17 protein-coding genes are annotated in these 19,719 nt (G+C 39.0%); 3 read left to right on the forward strand and 14 right to left on the reverse strand.

The features are described 5' to 3' along the window. Positions 1–511: 511 nt before the first annotated feature. Genes dtd through H0486_RS16855 form a run of 3 tightly spaced genes read right to left on the reverse strand, consistent with a single transcriptional unit; the run spans position 512 to position 2,719 of the window. A complete protein-coding gene (gene dtd / locus H0486_RS16845; protein ID WP_228354100.1) occupies positions 512–961 on the reverse strand; it encodes a D-aminoacyl-tRNA deacylase in 450 nt (149 codons plus the stop codon). Positions 962–1,001: 40 nt separating this feature from the next. Next, entirely contained in the window at positions 1,002–1,499 is a 498-nt protein-coding gene (locus H0486_RS16850; protein ID WP_228354101.1) for a DNA-deoxyinosine glycosylase, read from the reverse strand. 47 nt (positions 1,500–1,546) lie between these two features. After that, on the reverse strand, positions 1,547–2,719 hold the full coding sequence (locus H0486_RS16855; RefSeq protein WP_228354102.1) for a phosphopentomutase: 1,173 nt from the start codon (positions 2,717–2,719) through the stop codon (positions 1,547–1,549). A gap of 351 nt (positions 2,720–3,070) precedes the next feature. On the opposite strand from H0486_RS16855, the gene H0486_RS16860 reads away from it, so the two are divergent. Continuing rightward, positions 3,071–3,757: a phosphatase PAP2 family protein gene (locus H0486_RS16860; RefSeq protein WP_228354103.1), complete on the forward strand. Its 687-nt coding sequence runs from the start codon at positions 3,071–3,073 to the stop codon at positions 3,755–3,757. 414 nt (positions 3,758–4,171) lie between these two features. Here the strand turns inward: H0486_RS16860 and H0486_RS16865 are convergent, their stop codons facing one another. Genes H0486_RS16865 through H0486_RS16880 form a run of 4 tightly spaced genes read right to left on the reverse strand, consistent with a single transcriptional unit; the run spans position 4,172 to position 10,144 of the window. After that, the gene (locus H0486_RS16865; RefSeq protein ID WP_228354104.1) at positions 4,172–5,188 is read right to left on the reverse strand and encodes a glycosyltransferase family 2 protein; all 1,017 of its coding nucleotides are present in this window, start codon (positions 5,186–5,188) and stop codon (positions 4,172–4,174) included. A 57-nt stretch (positions 5,189–5,245) separates the two neighbouring features. Further along, entirely contained in the window at positions 5,246–6,364 is a 1,119-nt protein-coding gene (locus H0486_RS16870; RefSeq protein ID WP_228354105.1) for an aminopeptidase, read from the reverse strand. A gap of 32 nt (positions 6,365–6,396) precedes the next feature. After that, positions 6,397–8,943: a cysteine peptidase family C39 domain-containing protein gene (locus H0486_RS16875; RefSeq protein ID WP_228354106.1), complete on the reverse strand. Its 2,547-nt coding sequence runs from the start codon at positions 8,941–8,943 to the stop codon at positions 6,397–6,399. A 1-nt stretch (position 8,944) separates the two neighbouring features. Next, the gene (locus tag H0486_RS16880; protein ID WP_228354107.1) at positions 8,945–10,144 is read right to left on the reverse strand and encodes a class I SAM-dependent methyltransferase; all 1,200 of its coding nucleotides are present in this window, start codon (positions 10,142–10,144) and stop codon (positions 8,945–8,947) included. Positions 10,145–10,357: 213 nt separating this feature from the next. On the opposite strand from H0486_RS16880, the gene H0486_RS16885 reads away from it, so the two are divergent. After that, a complete protein-coding gene (locus H0486_RS16885) occupies positions 10,358–11,944 on the forward strand; it encodes a hypothetical protein (protein WP_228354108.1) in 1,587 nt (528 codons plus the stop codon). A gap of 238 nt (positions 11,945–12,182) precedes the next feature. Here H0486_RS16885 and H0486_RS16890 read toward each other — a convergent pair whose 3' ends face one another. Beyond that, positions 12,183–12,989, reverse strand: a complete 807-nt coding sequence (locus tag H0486_RS16890) for a YwmB family TATA-box binding protein (RefSeq protein ID WP_228354109.1) — start codon at positions 12,987–12,989, stop codon at positions 12,183–12,185. A 250-nt stretch (positions 12,990–13,239) separates the two neighbouring features. On the opposite strand from H0486_RS16890, the gene H0486_RS16895 reads away from it, so the two are divergent. Next, the gene (locus H0486_RS16895; protein WP_228354110.1) at positions 13,240–13,746 is read left to right on the forward strand and encodes a DUF402 domain-containing protein; all 507 of its coding nucleotides are present in this window, start codon (positions 13,240–13,242) and stop codon (positions 13,744–13,746) included. On the opposite strand, the gene rpiB is transcribed toward H0486_RS16895, so the two are convergent. From rpiB to H0486_RS16925, 6 genes are all read right to left on the reverse strand, one after another. Further along, on the reverse strand, positions 13,718–14,146 hold the full coding sequence (gene rpiB, locus H0486_RS16900) for a ribose 5-phosphate isomerase B (RefSeq protein WP_228354111.1): 429 nt from the start codon (positions 14,144–14,146) through the stop codon (positions 13,718–13,720). The two genes, H0486_RS16895 and rpiB, sit on opposite strands and share 29 nt — an antisense overlap. Positions 14,147–14,160: 14 nt before the next feature. Next, positions 14,161–14,613 (reverse strand): low molecular weight protein arginine phosphatase, encoded by a 453-nt coding sequence (locus tag H0486_RS16905; protein WP_228354112.1) that lies wholly within the window; start codon positions 14,611–14,613, stop codon positions 14,161–14,163. Between the two features lie 29 nt (positions 14,614–14,642). Further along, positions 14,643–15,707: an L-threonylcarbamoyladenylate synthase gene (locus tag H0486_RS16910; RefSeq protein ID WP_228354467.1), complete on the reverse strand. Its 1,065-nt coding sequence runs from the start codon at positions 15,705–15,707 to the stop codon at positions 14,643–14,645. A 123-nt stretch (positions 15,708–15,830) separates the two neighbouring features. Then, positions 15,831–16,598, reverse strand: coding sequence for an N-acetylmuramoyl-L-alanine amidase (locus tag H0486_RS16915; RefSeq protein WP_228354113.1), 768 nt, complete (start codon positions 16,596–16,598; stop codon positions 15,831–15,833). A 192-nt stretch (positions 16,599–16,790) separates the two neighbouring features. Further along, entirely contained in the window at positions 16,791–18,497 is a 1,707-nt protein-coding gene (locus tag H0486_RS16920) for a glycosyl hydrolase family 18 protein (RefSeq protein ID WP_228354114.1), read from the reverse strand. 595 nt (positions 18,498–19,092) lie between these two features. After that, positions 19,093–19,719, reverse strand: a complete 627-nt coding sequence (locus H0486_RS16925; RefSeq protein WP_228354115.1) for a hypothetical protein — start codon at positions 19,717–19,719, stop codon at positions 19,093–19,095.

The raw sequence follows: 19,719 nt of genomic DNA on the forward strand, positions 1-19,719 counted from the left end.
ATATTCAACCATCTGTTGGTAATATAACACATATAAAACATAATGTCAAGTATATTTGACTAAAATTTAAATATAAGTGACACTGTGGTATCAATTCAGCCTAGACCTGAGTTTTCCAGAAACGGAACGGGAAATATATTACGACATGTAACAGAGAAGAACAGATAGATGGAACATACAGGAGACTGGAAGTATATCCTCCACAGAGCCGCTCGCGCTTACTTGCGCTATGTAGCGGATACATAGGGCTCTACAATACAGAGCCCAAGTACCGACAAGCGCAAATGCTCTGTTATGGATATACTTCCAGCCTCCTGCATGTTCCATTCTATCTGTTCTTCTTCGTTACGTAAGGCTCTACAATACAGAGCCTAAGTACCGACGCATTCAAATGTTCCAACTTCGGATATTTCTCCCGTTCCATCATATTAAAACTTAAGTCTAGGCTGAATTGATTCCCACATTGGGTTATAATCAAGATACTATTTGATCATTCTTAAATTAATCAAGTTTATTTGATCAGGGTTTCGTCTAGGATTATGGTGAAGGGGCCGTCATTGACCAGGGAGACTTTCATGTCCTCTCCAAACATTCCGGCTTCTACCTTCCCTAAGTTCATTCGGATTCGCTCCAATACATACTCATAGATTTCCCTTGCTTTCTCTGCACCTGCTGCCTGAATAAAATCCGGTCGGTTCCCTCTTTTACAATCAGCATACAGCGTGAACTGAGAAACTACTAAGATCTCCCCCTGTACCTCCTGGAGAGAGCGATTCGTTTTCCCATTCTCATCAGCAAAGATACGCATCTTAAGAATTTTATCCAAATATTTATCTGCTATTTCTTTTGTATCCTCTTTACCGACACCAAGAAATAATAGCAGTCCCTTGCCAATAGAACCAACCTGCTTCCCCTCTACCACAACTTCCGCTTCCAAGACACGTTGTATTACAATTCTCATATAAATCCTCATTCCTATGTTAATTATACATTTTTGTTCATTATATCATATCCATCGGATAACGAAGGCAGGACCAAGCCTCTACCAATCGCTCCATCCCAAAGGCTGCGTTTGCGGGACTAGTGGATGGCAGCCTGACTGCTGATATTCCATTGACCGGATAGATATATTTCATATACAATCGGTACGATGTAGCACCATTTGTATAAATATGTTGTATTTTTGCATTCTCTAGTATCAAAGACAGATCATTGGGTATCACATTTTTAATGCTACTATCAGCCGACCCCTTAATTTCACAGCTTTGAATAACATCCCAGATAGCAATTCCGTTTCTTAGCAACATTTCCTTTTTCTCATTGATGCTTTCAGGCAAAGGCTCTTCAAAAACAGTACTGATCACCTTCCAGAAACGGTTTTGCGGGTGATGATAAAAGAACTCCCCTTCCCTGGATTTAACCGAGGGAAAGGATCCCAAAATCAATCGTTTGGAATCCTTATTGTAAATCGGAGGGATGGGATGAATTATCCGACTCATATTTCTCCTCATTTCCTCACATCATATTTGAATTACCTATAAAAATACTATTGCAAAATATCCTTTAAGAAGGAGGTCCCGGCAATCCTTTTCTCTACTTGATAATAATCTAATATGGTCGCTGCGATATCTGCAAAGGTCTTCCTTGTTCCCAGATTTACCCCTTTCTTCACCTTGCTTCCGTATACGACAAGCGGGATATACTCTCGAGAATGGTCAGTGGAAGGAGTTGCAGGGTCACAACCATGATCAGCCGTGATCATTATTATATCATCCTCACGAAGTCCCTCCAAAACCCTTGGGAGCTGCTCATCAAAATAGGTTAATGCTTTAGCGTAGCCATCCACATCATTTCTATGTCCATATACCATATCAAAATCCACCAGGTTAACAAAACACAAGCCATTGAAGTCCCATTGTGTCCGCTCGATTAATCTTTCGATACCTTCAGCATTTTCCTGAGTACGAACGGTGTCAGTCACTCCTTTTCCTGCGAAGATATCATTAATCTTACCCACAGCCAGAACGTCATGACCCGTTTCCTTCAGCTGATCCAGCATAGTCAGTGAGGGCTGCAAGGAATAGTCATGTCTGTTAGAGGTACGTTTATAGTCCGGATAGGTTCCTATAAAAGGTCTTGCAATCACTCGACCAACACTATGTTCTGCTGTCAGTAGCTCTCTGGCAATCTCACAATAATGATATAGTTCCTTTACAGGTACCACCTCTTCATGTGCCGCAATCTGAAATACACTATCGGCAGAGGTATACACAATAAGCGCCCCTGTTTCCACATGCTCTTTGCCGTAATCCCGGATTACATCAGTACCGGAATAAGGAAGGTTACATAGAACCTTGCGGCCAGTACGCTCCTCAAAAGGCTTCAGAATTTCCTCCGGAAATCCATTGGGATAGGTCGGGAAGGGCTTTTCAGAAATAATACCTGCGATTTCCCAATGCCCAGTTGTTGTATCCTTACCTTTTGAACTCTCTGCAAGTCTGGCAACAGTTCCTTCATAGGATGCATTTTCAATCTCTGCAAACTTCTCTTTTACACCATCAATATGAAATAACCCGAGCTTTTTCATGTTCGCCATTGAAAAGTACTTACTTGTCGATGCAGAATACAAGGTATGACTGCCTTCATCACCGTAAATGCCTGCATCAGGCATTTCGCCTATACCAACACTATCTAATACGACTAAAAATATTCGTTTCATTCTTTTTCCTCCTGTCTTTTTATCAAATAATTAATTTCTTAACATATATTCTTACCAAGGTCTAATATGCCATGTTTTACCTATAAACTATATAATCATTATAGTTAGTTTTCTATTCCATGTCTATGTTTTATTCGGTTTCTGAGAATTTTATGAACAGTTCAGCCCCGGACTGATATCCACAAAGCCGGAATAAGAAAGATATCTGGTACAAACTAAACGATAGTATTGATTTAAGAGAAATGTAAGAGAAAAGTAAATTTAAGTATATTGTTATCCTTTAAAATGTGTGCTATAATTTACAAGGTTTAGAAATATCGTGATTTTCTTTGTAAGAAAGGTTGTGGAACTATGAATTTTTTCAAATCCGCAAAACAGTTAATAAAAAAATATAAGCACGGAATCATTCTATCCTACTTTTTTATTTATATGGCTTGGTTTACTTATCTGGAAAGGACCGTGACCACGGTATTCACTCCTGTACATTCCAAGTTGGATGATTATATTCCTTTTAACGAGTTATTCATCATTCCATATTGCTTGTGGTTTATTTACATTTTTGTGACAATAGCATACTTTTTTCTCACTTCAAAAACGGACTATTATAAATGTTGTGCCTATTTGTTTATTGGAATGACCATTTGCCTCTTTATTTATACGGTTTGGCCTAATGGACATTATCTGAGAGTTAACCTTGATGAGCTTGGAAGAAGCAATATATTCATTGATGCTTTATCGAAAATATATAGCCTTGATACCGCAACCAATGTATTTCCAAGCATCCACGTATTTAACTCCATCGGAGCTATGATAGCGATCAACAAAAGTGAACGTCTGCATTCGATTAAATGGCTTCAATGGTTCACCTTTGTATTAACCGTCATGATTTGTCTATCAACCGTATACTTAAAGCAGCATTCTGTAATGGATATACTCGGAGCACTTATACTAAATATCATTATGTATGTGGTTGTATACGTTCCAGCTTGGGGTAAGGAAGCGAAACAGTTAAAGCAAGAGCTTTCCAAGGCATCATAAACTTGATATCTCCATTTTATAAAGAATCACCCTTACAGCAATGTGCCGCTGCATAATAACAGGGACTATGGCTTACCGTGTGTGAAGTAAATCATAGTCCCTGTCAGTATATCATGCAACACTCTTGCTATATTGCTAATCAGCCTAAAACGGGATTTCGGCATAAGGGGATGCTTCATAATATAATGCGGGGACAATTACTTACCATAATACACTGTCGGAAGAACATGTTGCTGATTTTATATGGATTAGGCGAACATTTATGTCCGCCTGAGACATGTAAAATCAGTAATATGTCCTTCCGTCTGTGTGTGAGGTAAGTAATTGTCCCCGCGTTATATTATGAAGCATCCCCTTCTGTCGAAATCCCAACACGACTGAACGTAACCCCTACGTAACCCCAACGTAACCCCATTAATTAAATCCATATATTTTTCGTGTTATGTTATATCCTGTCTCAACAATTTTCCTTCCAAACTTTCCGGGAAGATTCATGGATCTGCCTAGAATTTGCGAACGTATTTTCTTGTAAAGTCTACGGTCATAAGTTTTCAGATAATCCCATAGTTCCTGCTTCTTGGCCAGACTATCCTCACTTCCTTCTTTAATCAGAAAGACCGAGCTTACCGTCATCATCATGGAGAGATATTTTATCATGTAATTTCGAAGCTTCTTACTTCTAATCTGCATCAAATCATGGGATTCAATCATAATCTTAGTTATCTTCAGCTGCTGATCAATACGTTTTATCATCACCTGTTCATTGACTGATTGGTCTTCCCTTCCGATAAAATAACGATACAGATTGACATCCATATAATAGAGTGTTTTTACATATGGAAGCGGCTGATAAACGAAAATGTTATCCACATAGAAGGTATGCTTTGGCAGGCGAATTCCACATTTCTTCAGTAGGTTTGTGCGATAAATTGTGGAATGCATCAAAATATTCTGACTCTGCTTAAAATGCATAATATCATCCCAGGTAAATATCTGGTCCTTCGGCAGGGCCCATTTATAATTGATTACTTTCTTTTTCTTCGCATTCACCTTCTCATAGACATAATTCGCAAGGAATAAATCCGGACTTTTTCCGTCCGCTATGAGCTTCTTTAATGTATCTAATACCTGTCGTAATGCCTTCTCACTTACCCAATCATCACTGTCAACCACTTTAAAGTATAAGCCTGAGGCATTGGCCAATCCGGTATTCACCGCTTCGCCATGTCCACCATTTTCCTGAGAGATTACACGAACAATCGTCGGATACTTTGCCTGATATTGCTCAGCAATCTTTTGAGTATCGTCCACAGAACCATCATTTACAATGATGATTTCCATATCCTCTCCACCGGATAATAGTGTTTCAATGGCATGGCTCATATATGCTGCCGAATTATAGCAGGGTATTGTAGCCGTCATTAACTTCATGATTTCCTCCATTCCGCCGCGATTACTTGGCTCATACCGAAAAGATAACCTAAGCGTTTATATCAAATTCTCCGGATTTAAGCATTCCAGTTCCTTAACAACAAATCGACCATCATTACGTATTAATACATCATCAAAATAAATTTCACCACCACCATATTCCGGTGTCTGTATGCAAACTAAATCCCAGTGAATCGCAGAATGATTACCATTCGGGGCTTCTTCTTCATAACAGTTTCCCGGGGTAAAGTGGAAGGAACCCATAATCTTCTCATCAAATAAGGTGTCTTTCATCGGTTTTAGGATATAAGGATTCACTCCAATTGCGAATTCTCCAATATAACGTGCACCTTCATCCGTATCCAGAACATGATTAATTCTCTCTGTATCATTTGCAGTTGCTTCCACAATCTTACCATTCTCAAAGCGGAAGGTTATGTTCTCATAAGTAAAGCCTTGGAACACAGCAGGTGTATTATAAGAAAGAGTACCGTTCACAGAATCTCTAACCGGTGCAGTATATACCTCTCCATCCGGAATATTACATTTTCCGTCGCAAGGTACAGCGGGTATATTTTTGATGGAAAAGCTCAAGTCTGTTCCGGGTCCGACAATACGTACCTTATCCGTACTCTCCATATAATCAACTAAGCTCTTCATTGCCTCGCCCATCTTAGCATAATTCAGATTACATACATTGAAATAGAAGTCTTCAAAGGCTTCCACACTGGTATTCGATAATTGAGCCATCGCAGCATTAGGATAACGAAGAACAACCCATCTCGTCTTCGGAACACGTATATTATGGTGAACCGGAGTCTGATAATAGGTTTCATATATCTTCATCTTGTCAGAAGGCACATCTGCCAGTTCAGCCACATTATCACTGCCGCGAACCGCAACATAGCAATCCATCTGTTCCATTTCCGCTGAATCGATTTTGGCCATAAGTGACATCTGTTCTTCCGTACAATGTAACAGCATTTCCCGCTGAACCTTAACATCCGTATAATGAGGGAAGGGTATTCCTCCCACTTTATATACCTCTTTAATCAATTGTCTTGCTAAGTCCTGGGTAGTCGATCCAATATAATGTATATAGACCTTATCTCCTTGATTCACTTTCATCGAATAATTTACTAGATTATGTGCTAGTACTTTAATTCTTTCATCCATTCTTACGTCTCCTTTTCATGTCTTTTTCGTTATTATTCCAAATAAGATAAAAATACATTCCCTGCTGCCTCAAACAATTTTGCACTGTCCTGAATTCCCATCTTTCTTACCTGGGAAGAGGCAGGGTCTAGAACAAATATATTAAAAGTATCATAACCATAGATAATTACCGCATTCTTCGTATCCTTCATCGCGATTACCGGCCGGCCTTTTGACACATAATACAATGCATCATCCAGCGTAATTCCGGTTAAGCGTATCGGTGTATACTTTGAGTATTTCTTGAGTACATCGTATGCCGATTGATTTTTTATGGATAACTGTTCCTTTGATACAGATACCTTCTGATAAGATAGTAAAAGCTTAAGACAGCTTTCCATTGTGTCTTCGGAATCCACCTGCCGATTCATATTCTCAAACTCCGAAATCACCTTATTTGTTGCCCTTATCCCTCTCTCCCATACAATCTGCTGCCTGCTATTTAAGACGGTGCCTATTCCGTCTCTTGCATATGCAATGGCATCCGACGCATTTTCATATGCTCCTGCAATTCTTCCGGACAGATAGGGATAATAATAAAGCAGCTTCTGACTATCCGTTGTTAATCTTACGGTTGGGTCCTGTGTAATAACTGTGCTTACCGTAGTTTTTATCTTAGGTATCTCATTCATGATAAAAATCTTCGGCAAGGTAAGATAGTATTCTGTTAATGCTTGGTCCGTAACTCTGGAGGTCACTTGAATATATTTTGCTTTTTCCTTAACCTGATTCATAATATAATCCGGAGAAGTAACTTGATATACGGCTCTACCACCGTTCTCAACCTTCTCCACCCGGCGTAGCTCTATGACGTTATCCTTAACGTCAACCCCCGATACATAGTAACCTGATTTGCTATATTTCTTTAGTACCTTTTTATCAACGGATGCAATTTCAACAGATCCAAGTGGAGCAATGATGCTACCATCAATCATTGAGGCAATATCATTTTCCTTTACATAACCATAAATAATGTTGGAATCTATCATATCCATTAAACGTATATTGTATCCCTGAGGCGCAGAAATCTTATTGATTTCACCAGTTTCCATATCCAGAATGCAGATGTTCTTAGCCTGCTTGGGATCTGAGCTCTCCTGCCAAGCGACATAGCTGGTGTCTTTTAAGACGATGATATGATTTTTATCAACATCCGTTGCAATTTCAGATAATTGTCTTGTAATCAGGTTATATGAGTAAATAGTATTATAAATATGGAAGTAAAATACCTCTTTATTATTAACATAGGATAAACCACTCAGATTTTCCTTCAACATCTGGTAGGGCTCCTCAACAGGAATATATACCAATTCTTCGATTCGATTCTCAGAACGATAAAAATGATAAAGAATAACGGCAACCCGTCCCTCATACTGTCCCCGGTTCATATATCCGTAAACTACAAAATCAAAATTACCCTCTGCATCCATATTTAGAATTCGGATGTCATGTTGATCATAATAGTCCCGGATAAACTCGGTATTATCCTGATGAAAGGTAAATACCCTGATTGCTTCATTGGTAAGAAAATTGTAGAACCACAGTTCGTGGTCTCTTACAAATGCAAGCTTTGTATTGTCTTCTCCCCCTTTATAAGGTACCTCTTGATTCGATGTAATGCCTAACTTCAATTCACTCTTTGAAACACTTGCCAGCTTGATATCAAAAACAGATTCCATTCTACGTTCATAATTAAGTAAATACATACGATCCGGTGCATAGCGAATACGGTAAAACTCAGTTACCCTGTATCTCTCCATTTTGCCAGCTATCTCAGCTTCGGCAAAGTAACTTAATTCTACTGAAGCGGTATCTCTGTAAATTTCTATTACAGATGGAACTACTTCTGTTAAAATCGCAGGCTTTAGATTTCCCCAGCTTATATTTTCAAAGCTTGAATGAATATTCACATAAGCAAGTGTGGTATCATCTGATTCCTTGGAGGTCTCAAGGTATTTTACGATATTCTGAGCCTTCTTTTTATCAAATAAGGATTTATGAAAATCCATTATAAAATCCAGCTTTTCTTTTAAGTATGCATTTTCATAAACCTTAATACGCTGGAAGAAGTACATTTTTTTACTTCCGCTAGTCACCAGTGTTATCTTCAGCGCATATTCCTTTTCTGGTATAAGCTCTGTTTTCAGCTTGATCTTGGCTTTCTTTTGTCCATCAACTTCATCGAATACACTGATGGAATCAGACTCTATCAAAACATTATCCACAAATTCTCTTACTTCATAATTCAGCTTTTTAATATCATAGTCTTCCTGGTTGATTAATACTTCAAAGTCTTGATTTAATCCTAACGGTGTTACTGTTTCTCTTAACTTATTCGCGTCTAAATTCGTACTATAGCCATGCAGAAGATTTATTTCATTGTCCCCAGTTTTTATGGTAACCAAAGGAAACGTTGCATTCTCCATCACCGTGGTATTATCAATATCAAAAACCACTTCTTTAATATCCCGGCTAAAATACGAAAGTGCAGCAATAAATATCCCTATTAAAATGATCACTCTGTAGATTTGCTTTAACACATTATTTCCCTTCTTCTATTGTCTCTTCCTGTAATAATCTAAGCAGACTGGGTGCTACCCCCAGGAACTCCAGGCATGCCTTTCGCTCCTTACTAACAGACTTTAATCCATGTCCTGCATTCTTTCTCTTTACAGCACGTATTAAAATATTCTTAGGAGTATGCTCCATATCAATAAATTCTAATAACTGAACACGATATCCTGCTTCTTCTAACAGCTCAGCTCGTAACGCATCCGTTATAAGAGCAGCCATACGTTCACGAACAATCCCATACTTTAAGACAGGCTTCAGGACTTCGCAATCTATTTGTTGATTCAATTCATGCTGACAACAGGGTACGGATAGAATCACCTTCGCGTCCCATTGAACTGCCTTATAGAGAGCATAATCCGTAGCGGTATCACAGGCATGAAGCGTCACAACCATATCAACCGAACTGCTGCCTTGATAGGAAGCGATGTCTCCTTCCATGAAGAGTAATTTATCATAGCCATACTTCTTGCTTAACGAATTACAATGCTTTATCACATCGGATTTCAAGTCCAATCCGACAATATTAATCTGATACTCTTTTACCACCGTCAGATAGTAATACATGGTAAAAGTAAGATACGATTTTCCGCATCCAAAATCTAAAATCGTCAGTTCTTTATCTTTATCCAGATATGGAAGCACATCTTCTATATATTCCAGAAAGCGGTTAATCTGTCGAAACTTATCCATTTTAGCTTTTATGACAAGCCCTTCCCTTGTCATTACACCCAGATCAACCAAAAATGGCAGTGCTTCTCCCTCTATCAGAATATAATTCTTCCTTTTATTATGAGAAAGCAGTTCTTCCTCATTTATATCAGAACGCTCGGTGTAATTAACACTCTTACGTTTATCATTCACCGTTGCTTTTCCCTTTTTGCTAATTAATATAATAACTTTTCCTTGCTTTGTCGTAATTTCTACCTGTCGAAACAGCCCTTCAAACCAAGTCGGTAAAAGAGCCAACAGTTCCTCCTCTTTATAGTTACTGTGATAGACCTTCTCACCCTTGTATTCTGATATCTGGTAGAAGCGACTCCTCTTCAGCATGACAGGACGAACCTTAATCTTCGATATCAACTCTCGGTTGCTAGAATTACTTATGATTATATTAATCAGATCATTATTTAATGTATTATAAAAAGCCGCATTAATTGCATTATCCATATTTTTCATCCATTCTAGTTATTCTATCATAAATTACTAATGAATGGTAGTTCTAATCCATCATACTATATTGTAATGTCTTTTTCAGAATAGCACAACTACATTATTATTAATTTTATCTTAATTTCAAAGGACTAAATTCATTACTTCAATATATCACATTCAATTTTCAACAGCATATATTAAATATAAAAAGCTTAGGAGTACTTATATATGTCAAATCAAATTGGCAGAGGTAATAGCATCAGAGGCAATAAATATAAAGTGCCAAATTATAGTGTAAACACTCAAGCACATTATACCCCTCGGGGTTCAACGAACAATAATACAACTCCTTCTGCCCCCGACAGAACGGAAACCACACCGAATCAGACAAACAGCACTGCACCAAACAGCAATAATAACATACCCGGTCGCTCGGCTCCGGGAACCACACCTAGAGGTGGAACAGGAACCAATACCGGAACTACACCTAGACCAAGTACCGGTACCACTCCTGCCATTCCCAGAACCAGCACCCCCATGGATGTTACTATTCCCGGTTCCGGTACCATGCCTACCAGACCTACCACCCCTGCCACTCCAATGAACGGCACTACTCCTGGTTCCGGTACCATGCCTACCACTCCTACCACCCCTACCACTCCAATGAACGGTACTATTCCCGGTTCCGGTACCATGCCTACCAGACCTGGCACCCCTACCACTCCCATGAACGGTACTACTCCTGGTTCCGGTGCCATGCCTACCAGACCTACCACCCCAATGAACGGTACTACTCCCGGTTCTGGCACCATGCCTACCAGACCTACCACCCCTACTACTCCAATGAACGGTACTACTCCCGGTTCTGGTACCATGCCTACCAGACCTGGTACCCCTACCACTCCCATGAACGGTACTACTCCTGGTTCCGGTGCCATGCCTACCAGACCTACCACCCCAATGAACGGTACTACTCCTGGTTCCGGTACCATGCCTACCAGACCTACCACCCCAATGAACGGTACTACTCCTGGTTCCGATACCATGCCTACCAGACCTACCACCCCAATGAACGGCACTACTTCCGGGGCGAATAATCAATCGAAGAGTGCCACTCCATTTATATACGGAGATTTAAAACCCGGAATTCAGAATACTTCAAAAATGAATACAATTGCTAAGCAGCACATAATGACACCTAACTCTCAAACCAATATGTTGCCCCGGTCACAGAATGGTATGATGATGCCTGGAAATCAAAATGGTATGATACCTGGTAGACAAAACAGCACGATGGTGCCTGGAAGCCATAACAGCATGATGCCTGATAATAATCGACAAGAGTCGGATATGCCCCAAATGCCAGTGATGCCATATGGACCGTATCAAGGATTGCCAAATATGTACTGCCCATGCACACCTTACTCCGTACCAATGGGTATTCCATTAATACCACTGTATGGCTATGATAACAGCGAAGATTTGGATCGGGATGTTAAATATATGAAGCAGCTTTATCCTAGAATAGCCAAGGCCATTCAATCCGAAATTGAAGAGGAATGTGATAAATTAGAATATGATGGTAGTATGATGTTTGATGAATATCCAGATAAAGTATCGATTGAGCGAATAATTGATCATATATATGACAAAGTAAAGAATATTGAAGAAGAGCCCCAGGTAGAGGTGAATAGCCTTTATCTATTTCCTCCGAGAAGGCAACAGAATCTTCTAAGAGATGTAATCAACATTATTCTTCTTAACGAGATTTTTAACAGAAGAAGAAGGTATCGAAGCAGAAGACGTTGGTATTAGTCCTACCACTAAGTATGGTGATCCCTCCTGTTAAAGAAAACAGGGATGTGGTGCTCCCTATCCCAAGAGCATATATCAAGTAAATACCTATAAACCCCTTATCCATCATCAGAGCAAATCGGTGTTACCTGAGTAGCAGTCACTTGAGATATCGAAGCCACATCCCTGTTTGATTATTCACAACTGTATTTATTAATCAATAATTTGTATAAATTCGAGTCTAATTTGATCATCACTGTTACCAGCTATCATTTAAAATCGGTGTTGCCATTGTGATTCTGGTTTTATTAGTCAGTTCATTGTAAGTGATAGCAATCTGTATATTAATCTTATTACCCATCGAGATAATGTATTCGTTTAGCATACCAGTATAAGCATATACTGTATATAAATCGCCCTCATCATACTCAATAGCGATCTCTCCCTGCAATTCTTCTACTAGCAGTTTCGCCATTTCATGCTTCTGAGTGTTTGATAGATTCCCTTCCCGATTACCCTCAAACTGTAATGTTATCTGCTTATCTTTAACCTTAAGATCATTGAACGCCTTTTCAAGTATCTGCTTGTATTTATCGATACTTTCTATTCCCTGTTTTACGATAATGCGTGTAATAATATAGTTATTTATTAAGGTACTATCCTCTTCCTGCTGAATACTTACTATCTTAATCTCCGAGGATGCCTGTTTTGCCTGTTTAAAAAAATAACACTCACTTCGATTGTGTTCTTCCCATAAGATAATATCGTCGTCTATCGTAAGTCCTATTTCATCAGCCAGAGAGTATATCACTTTTTCCTTTTCCTCTTTACTTAAATATCCTGATTGGTACTCTGCTATGATCTCAATACTGCTCTGAATTTCCTCCGTATCCGATTTCACGAATGCCTCTGTAATCCGGAATTCTTCACGAAAGAAACGGTTCATCAACATTTGCGTTCCCACAGCAACCCATAATACAATGACAATATAGAGGGTATATTTTGTACGCCTTAATGAAAATAATTGTCGCAATTTATTAGAAAAATGTTCCCATTGTTTATCCACGATGCATAACCTCCATTAAGAGAGTCTATTTGTTCGCCTAATAGTATTTCCACAAAACAAGAAATTATACATCCTTTTTACTATACCTCTATGTAAATCCATGCTATAATGGATGAAACATCTTCCGAAGCAAACCATAGCGGAAGGAGCGGGTTTGCGAAGAAGTATGTATCTACTGTATACATAATTACGATAACTTCAGAGTTTCGCAATTGCCTAAATATATCCAAATATGAAAGGAGGTATTTCTATGAACCTACCAATGCTTTATCGAAGACGATTCATTCCGAATGAACTGATTCCCTTAAAGGATGACGTAATTGTAGAAATGAATCAGGAGCTTATTATTACAAAATGGGTAACCCTCCGCCCCCGTCGTGATATTGCCAGGGGCATCTCTGCTATCTTTTTAAAAGAGGGCTTCAAAGTCAGTAAGGTATTAGATAAGAATGATAATCTCGTGTATTGGTATTGCGATATTATTCAGCCTAAAATTGATCACATAAAAAATACCGTAATCATAGAGGACCTTCTTGTGGATGTCATACTCTATGAAAACGGTACTATGCGTATCATGGATTTGGACGAGCTCTCGGAAGCCTTGGAAAGAAACCTAATCACTCAAAATGAGGCCACCTATGCTCTTCGAACCTTGAATCGTCTTCTTCAGATTATCTATCGTGGAGAGTTTCACTTATTACAGGAACCCGTTAATCAAGCGGAGAAATCTAATCCTCCAGCATCTGAATTCGCTTAATATGTCTTTCCTCACCTGAGAATTCTGTACCTAGAAATGTCTCAACTATTTTTAATGCATGGCCAATACCAATTACTCTGGCTCCCAATGCAAGTACATTAGCATCATTGTGCAGTCTCGTAGCTTCTGCGCTAAAGCAATCATGGCATAATGCTGCACGAATGCCTTTCATCTTATTTGCTGCAATCGATATACCAATCCCAGTTCCACAAATTAGAATACCCTTGTCACATTCCTTATTTTGAATTGCTCTTCCCACGGCTTTCGCATAATCAGGGTAATCACTTGAATTAACTTTACCACAACCAAAATCCTTATATTCCAATCCCTTTGAATCAAGATATTCCAGTATTGCCTGCTTTAATTCATAACCGGTATGGTCATTTCCAATCGCTATCATGTATGTATCCTCCTTTATTCTTCTTCATTCAGTTTATAGACTGTTTTTTTCACCAAACGAGCTAATTCAATATAGCACTCCTCATATTCAACCAAGGTTCCTCCGTAGGGATCTACTACATCACCAATCTCACCGGCATATTCCTTAATCGTATAGATATCCTTAACTCCTGGGTAAAGCTCTAATATTTTTCTCTTTTGACTTTCCGTCATTGTTAATATAATCGTATTATCATCAATATCAGATGTTTTTAAACCCTTTGATACATGATTCATGATTTCCAAATCATGCTTCTTTAATACCACCTCAGCCTTTGGATTAATCGGCTCCGGAAATAATACCACCAATCCTCTGGAAAGAACCTTTCTTTCGCTGACCTTTTCCAAATTCCTATATATAGCCTCTGCCATCGGACTTCTGCAGGTATTTCCAGTGCATACAAAAATAAGCTTTTGATACTTTTCCATACTTAACCTCCCTTATGCAGAAATCGTATTTATTTCTCATATACCTTCACTATATGATACCCCGCTGCTTTTAATAACCGATTCATAATTGCTTGTCCCAGACTATTATCCGCAAAGCTCTCAGAAAAAATATATTCTGAATGCAACTCATCAAACTCTCTCAATACAGCATATAAACCCGCTGCTATGGTAGCTTCTTCTTTTCTGCTTCCGATGGATTTCACAGTTCCATAATGGTAATACTCCTTAGTCTCATCGGTCGCAATGATTCCTACTCTGCTGCCACTTTGAGTTTTTTCTTTTGCTATGAGATTGATTGCCTTTACAACCTCTGCCATTTCTCCTTCGTAAATGGTAAGGCTCCCTTCCGGTGCATAGTGGCGATACTTCATACCGGGGGCTTTCGGAATCATATTCGGATCCACGTTCTTTCCCATAATAGCGGGATCGTAGTCTATGACTCCTATGACATTCTCCAGCATCCTTTTTGTAATACATCCGGGTCTCAATATCATAGGTGCTCCGCTGGACAAATCAACAATTGTGGATTCCAATCCCAAAGTCGCCTTACCACCATCGATTATCATATCAATCTCTCCATCCAAATCCTGAATTACATGTTCTGCCTTTGTAGGACTTGGCTTTCCGGATTTGTTCGCACTGGGAGCAGCTATGAATATCCCTGCCTTTGATATAAGTTCTCGGGCAATATGATTTGCAGGCAGACGAATTGCTACCGTATCGAGTCCTCCTGTGGTTTCCTTTGGGACACAATCCTGTTTCTTTAAAATTAAAGTCAGTGGTCCTGGCCAAAATGTTCTGGCAAGCTGATAGGCTTCCTCAGGAATCTCCTTAGCCAGTACCTCCATATCTTCCACCTGAGCTATGTGAACAATTAACGGATTATCCGATGGTCTCCCCTTCGCTTTATATATTTTAGTTGAAGCTTCTGGATTCATAGCATTAGCTCCAAGACCATATACGGTTTCTGTTGGAAATGCCACAAGGCCTCCGGCTTTCAATATATTTGCAGCGTATTCCAATTCCTCCGTATTCTGCGCTTCTGAGTCCATCTTAACGATCTTTGTTATCATATTCATCAGTAGCTCCTTATATCACGTCGATGGTAGATTATCATATAAAAATCCAATGATTCCCATGGTTTTATTGACTAATCTTTTTTATCTCGAACAGTATAACATCTTTTGATAGGAAAATCAATCTAGGCCACCCTCATTAATAAACTGTAATATAGCAAGGTGAATTGCCCAAGCTAGTTTTTCCTGGTAATCCTCCTGTAGTAATAGCTCTGCTTCTCTTGCATTAGACAGATAGCCGCATTCGGCAATCACAAAAGGACACTCTGTTTTTTTTAACATATAATAATTTTGGTTTGATTTTGCTTTACGATGATTTCCGTCATTGATTGTCTCAATTAACTGGGCCTGCATAATTTCTGCCAGTTTCTTGCCTTTTTCTGATTTTGCATGGTAGAAAACCTGTGCTCCCTTAACGTATTCTTCCCCAAAGCTGTTCTGATGGATACTGACCGCCATGTCAGCTTTGTTATCTTGAATGATTTTTATCCTTTGATTTAGATCCGCATTTTTTTTGTTAGAATCCGATTCCGAATACAAGCCAATATCTTCTTCCCGAGTCATTATTACTTTAATATCATTTTGCTCCAGCAAGCTTTTTAGCTTCAAAGCAATGCTCAGATTGATATCCTTTTCAAGGCAATTATTGATCCCTACCTTACCCGGGTCCCTTCCTCCATGCCCAGGATCAACCACAATGACAATCTGTTCCTTATCTGTCTGCAATAGATCTTCTTCCTCTGCGCTTTCAATATTCTCAGTACGAAAAATATTCTTCATTACCCTCACCGATTGATTCGAGGTTATCATGATAGCAAGGAAGATTAGTACTAAAAAAATGATGCTGAAATATTTCTTCATAAAATCATTCTCGCACTTCCATGTCATATTCCTTACATCTTATGAAGTGCGATAATGTCCTATTCATTTCTTATCAAAGAAAGGGCCTTGCTTGTAAAACTCTCGAAGCCTGTTTGTAAGTTTGCCGAAGCAAATCCAAATAGAAATACGCCCTGAGAATATAGCAGGCTCCAAGCAGGATACTGCTGCATCTCAGGGCGGTATCAATGAATACCTCCTCTAATTCATATAGCGTACGATTACGTTCCAAATACTTTCTTTCTCTAATCCCAATTTCCAGGAGGCAATTCCTGCTACATCTGCATCGTAGATAACCTTCATCTTTTCTTCGATGGATTTATCTTCTTCCTGCCATACGCGATATGTCGCATTGTCCTTTTCAAACTCCGCATAATAGCATCCTGCTTCTTCATTCCAGGTAGCCTCCACTCCATTGGATTGGAGCAATTCTTCAATGGGAGTCATGGGAAAGCTTTCCGAAGTTACTTTACCATCCGATGTTTCCTTCCATAGTCTTGTATAGAAAGGAATTGCTATAAGAACCTTATTCTTAGGAACCATGGTTAATATATTTCTTACTGCATCCTTTACAAACCCAATGGATGCTACCGGTCCGGCTATCTCAGATCCGGCATAATGTTCATCATAGGCCATAACCACAACATAATCAACAATCTTACCCTGCTCTTCCCTGTCATAATATTTCGTATATTCACTGGGAACATAGCTGTCAACAGATAGAACAATACCATTATTTCTACATTTTACGGATAGCTCTCTTAAAAACTGAATATAATGAATTCCCGCATCCGAAGGTATTTTCTCAAAGTCCACATTAATTCCATTAAGTTTGTATTCCATTGCTGCTTCAATCAGTGCATTGGACAAGGTTTCTCTTCTTGAAGTATGGGATAAGAGTTCATACATGTTTATCTCGATATCCACATCATTAACCAATGCCCACACTTCTAATCCAAGATCATTCGCCTTTTCTACATATTCCTTTGTTGCAATGGAGTCTATGGTTCCCGACACATCATTCACTCTGAACCAGGTCGGGGATATCACATTAACGCTTTTTGTAGCCTTCACTAACTTCTCCAGATTTGCTGTAGCATCGGTATTAAACACCTGATGGAACACCATATTGATTTTACCCGGTCTTGTCTGTGAGGTATACTCCGGTGCCTGGAAGGAGCTAGTAAGTGTCTTATAAGCAGATTCCTTAATGAATTTGTTCCTTACATAACCGATTACTCCATCCTTTGTCATTACCTTGGAAAAGCCTTTAACCGGTGTCTCCTCCATATCAACATACATCAACTCCGTGTCCGCCGGTAATTGAACCAGAATGGGACTTTTAATACTGGCCTCTGTACGAAGCTGGGTGGGTTTTGACGCCTCTGTATACAAATAGTCTCCCCATTTGTAGTCAATCACAACACGACTTGGATTCTCATAGTATTGATAGTTCATATCCGAATACTTTTGTACAAAATCTATGGACAAATAAACCTGATCCACGAAAACCTTGACTATGGGATAGTCCGAAGCGACCTTAGTCTTAATCATACTTTTTGTTACACTGTATTCACTGCGTTCTGCTTCCGCTTGTAGAATCTCATCCGGAGTGGTGTAAGTTAAAATATTCTCGTTATAGTCCCAATAGAATCGGTGATTAAACTCATTCACAACCGTATCCAGGTCCAAATACACCTTACCGTCCAGTAAAAGGCCTTTCTTTTCATATACATGATCCTGAAGAATTACTAATACCTCTGAATCCCCTACCTTATAATAATCCGTCAACTGCATTATCTCGTTGCTCGGCTTGAATTTATCTATAAGAATACTAACCACGGCAATAATGATGATTATAAATGCAGCAGCAGTTCCAAACAGTGCCAATTTTATTCTTCTATCCATACCATCCTCCTCTAACTGCTCCTATGCAGCTACATTTTTACTAACCTATACTCCATAATATCTTTCATCATTATAGCATTGTTATGGGATATCGTCATCATAAAATTCTATTTTTATCAATCCTTCGTACAAATTTTACATTTTTTCATAATTTCATTAAAGGCATTAAACATCCGTTTCCTGCTCCATATAATAAGTATAAGGGATGCGCTTACAGTATATACCGGTTCATAAATAAAAACCCGTATATAAGATAAACTCATCCCTTCCCTTTGTATGACCCCTCCGACAGAGGTACCATTCCTTCGGTCCAGCTCCCGTCATTCCATATCCTGATCTAATACATATAATACCTGCAAACATCATCCTACATGGCTTTTAATCACTTGTTACTCTGTAAAAGTATAGAGGGCTTTTTAAGTACCTATGATTCATTTCTTATTCACCAACATATTATATATAGTTCCTGATATAAGGCTGTATGGTTTATGAATTAAGTATCCGCTAAGAAGTCTGGTGCAGATTCCCACATCGGATAAGAAGGTCATTTGTGATATGTTATACTTATCCTCGGTACCATATCCATACAACCTGATTAGTCTGGAAATAAATGATGAAACAGACGACATATGTGCCTAGAAGGCTCTGTCGGATTCTCGGAAGTCGGTATTGCCCATACATGCTTTTGTATTAGGCTTTTTATGTAATAAATGGATTTCTCGTTTGCTTGGGGAATAAAATATAGCCATTGTTCGTCACAGGAAATTCTTCCTGTTCTTTGAAGGAATCGGAGTAATTTCTGATGATCCCATTCCGATCTGCCTCCCACAATAATCTTCGTACTGCAACGCAACAGCTCTTCTTTGTTGTCAAGAAAATTTGTGCCAAAGTCGATTATGATGCAATCATAGCTTTGTCCGAATACCTCCATTAATTTACTCCTCGTTACCTCCTTATAGCAGGTAATATTGTGAAAGGAAAAGCTATCTTTATCCTCTTCGCTCCATTCATAACAGCTTTGAATGATACTCATATCATGGTGTTCATTGTATTCCAGGAATGCCGTCTTTCTTCCTCGTTCCTCTCCCATGAAAAATGCAAGCATCATAGCGGTATATGTTGCACCCACACCATGATGGGTACCGATGATACCTATTACCTCACGTGTTTGGCGCATTGATTTCCCTATTATTTTATGAAGTAGCATCGGTTTATGTCTCAT

This window comes from Variimorphobacter saccharofermentans (assembly GCF_014174405.1).
GTDB lineage: Bacteria > Bacillota > Clostridia > Lachnospirales > Lachnospiraceae > Mobilitalea > Mobilitalea saccharofermentans.

Bases quoted from the DNA above. Each gene is read 5' to 3' on its own strand.
- dtd (WP_228354100.1), bottom strand. From the start codon at position 961: ATGAGAATTGTAATACAACGTGTCTTGGAAGCGGAAGTTGTGGTAGAG.
- H0486_RS16850 (WP_228354101.1), bottom strand. From the start codon at position 1,499: ATGAGTCGGATAATTCATCCCATCCCTCCGATTTACAATAAGGATTCC.
- H0486_RS16855 (WP_228354102.1), bottom strand. From the start codon at position 2,719: ATGAAACGAATATTTTTAGTCGTATTAGATAGTGTTGGTATAGGCGAA.
- H0486_RS16860 (WP_228354103.1), top strand. From the start codon at position 3,071: ATGAATTTTTTCAAATCCGCAAAACAGTTAATAAAAAAATATAAGCAC.
- H0486_RS16865 (WP_228354104.1), bottom strand. From the start codon at position 5,188: ATGAAGTTAATGACGGCTACAATACCCTGCTATAATTCGGCAGCATAT.
- H0486_RS16870 (WP_228354105.1), bottom strand. From the start codon at position 6,364: ATGGATGAAAGAATTAAAGTACTAGCACATAATCTAGTAAATTATTCG.
- H0486_RS16880 (WP_228354107.1), bottom strand. From the start codon at position 10,144: ATGGATAATGCAATTAATGCGGCTTTTTATAATACATTAAATAATGAT.
- H0486_RS16885 (WP_228354108.1), top strand. From the start codon at position 10,358: ATGTCAAATCAAATTGGCAGAGGTAATAGCATCAGAGGCAATAAATAT.
- H0486_RS16895 (WP_228354110.1), top strand. From the start codon at position 13,240: ATGAACCTACCAATGCTTTATCGAAGACGATTCATTCCGAATGAACTG.
- rpiB (WP_228354111.1), bottom strand. From the start codon at position 14,146: ATGATAGCGATTGGAAATGACCATACCGGTTATGAATTAAAGCAGGCA.
- H0486_RS16905 (WP_228354112.1), bottom strand. From the start codon at position 14,613: ATGGAAAAGTATCAAAAGCTTATTTTTGTATGCACTGGAAATACCTGC.
- H0486_RS16910 (WP_228354467.1), bottom strand. From the start codon at position 15,707: ATGATAACAAAGATCGTTAAGATGGACTCAGAAGCGCAGAATACGGAG.
- H0486_RS16915 (WP_228354113.1), bottom strand. From the start codon at position 16,598: ATGACATGGAAGTGCGAGAATGATTTTATGAAGAAATATTTCAGCATC.
- H0486_RS16920 (WP_228354114.1), bottom strand. From the start codon at position 18,497: ATGGATAGAAGAATAAAATTGGCACTGTTTGGAACTGCTGCTGCATTT.
- H0486_RS16925 (WP_228354115.1), bottom strand. From the start codon at position 19,719: ATGAGACATAAACCGATGCTACTTCATAAAATAATAGGGAAATCAATG.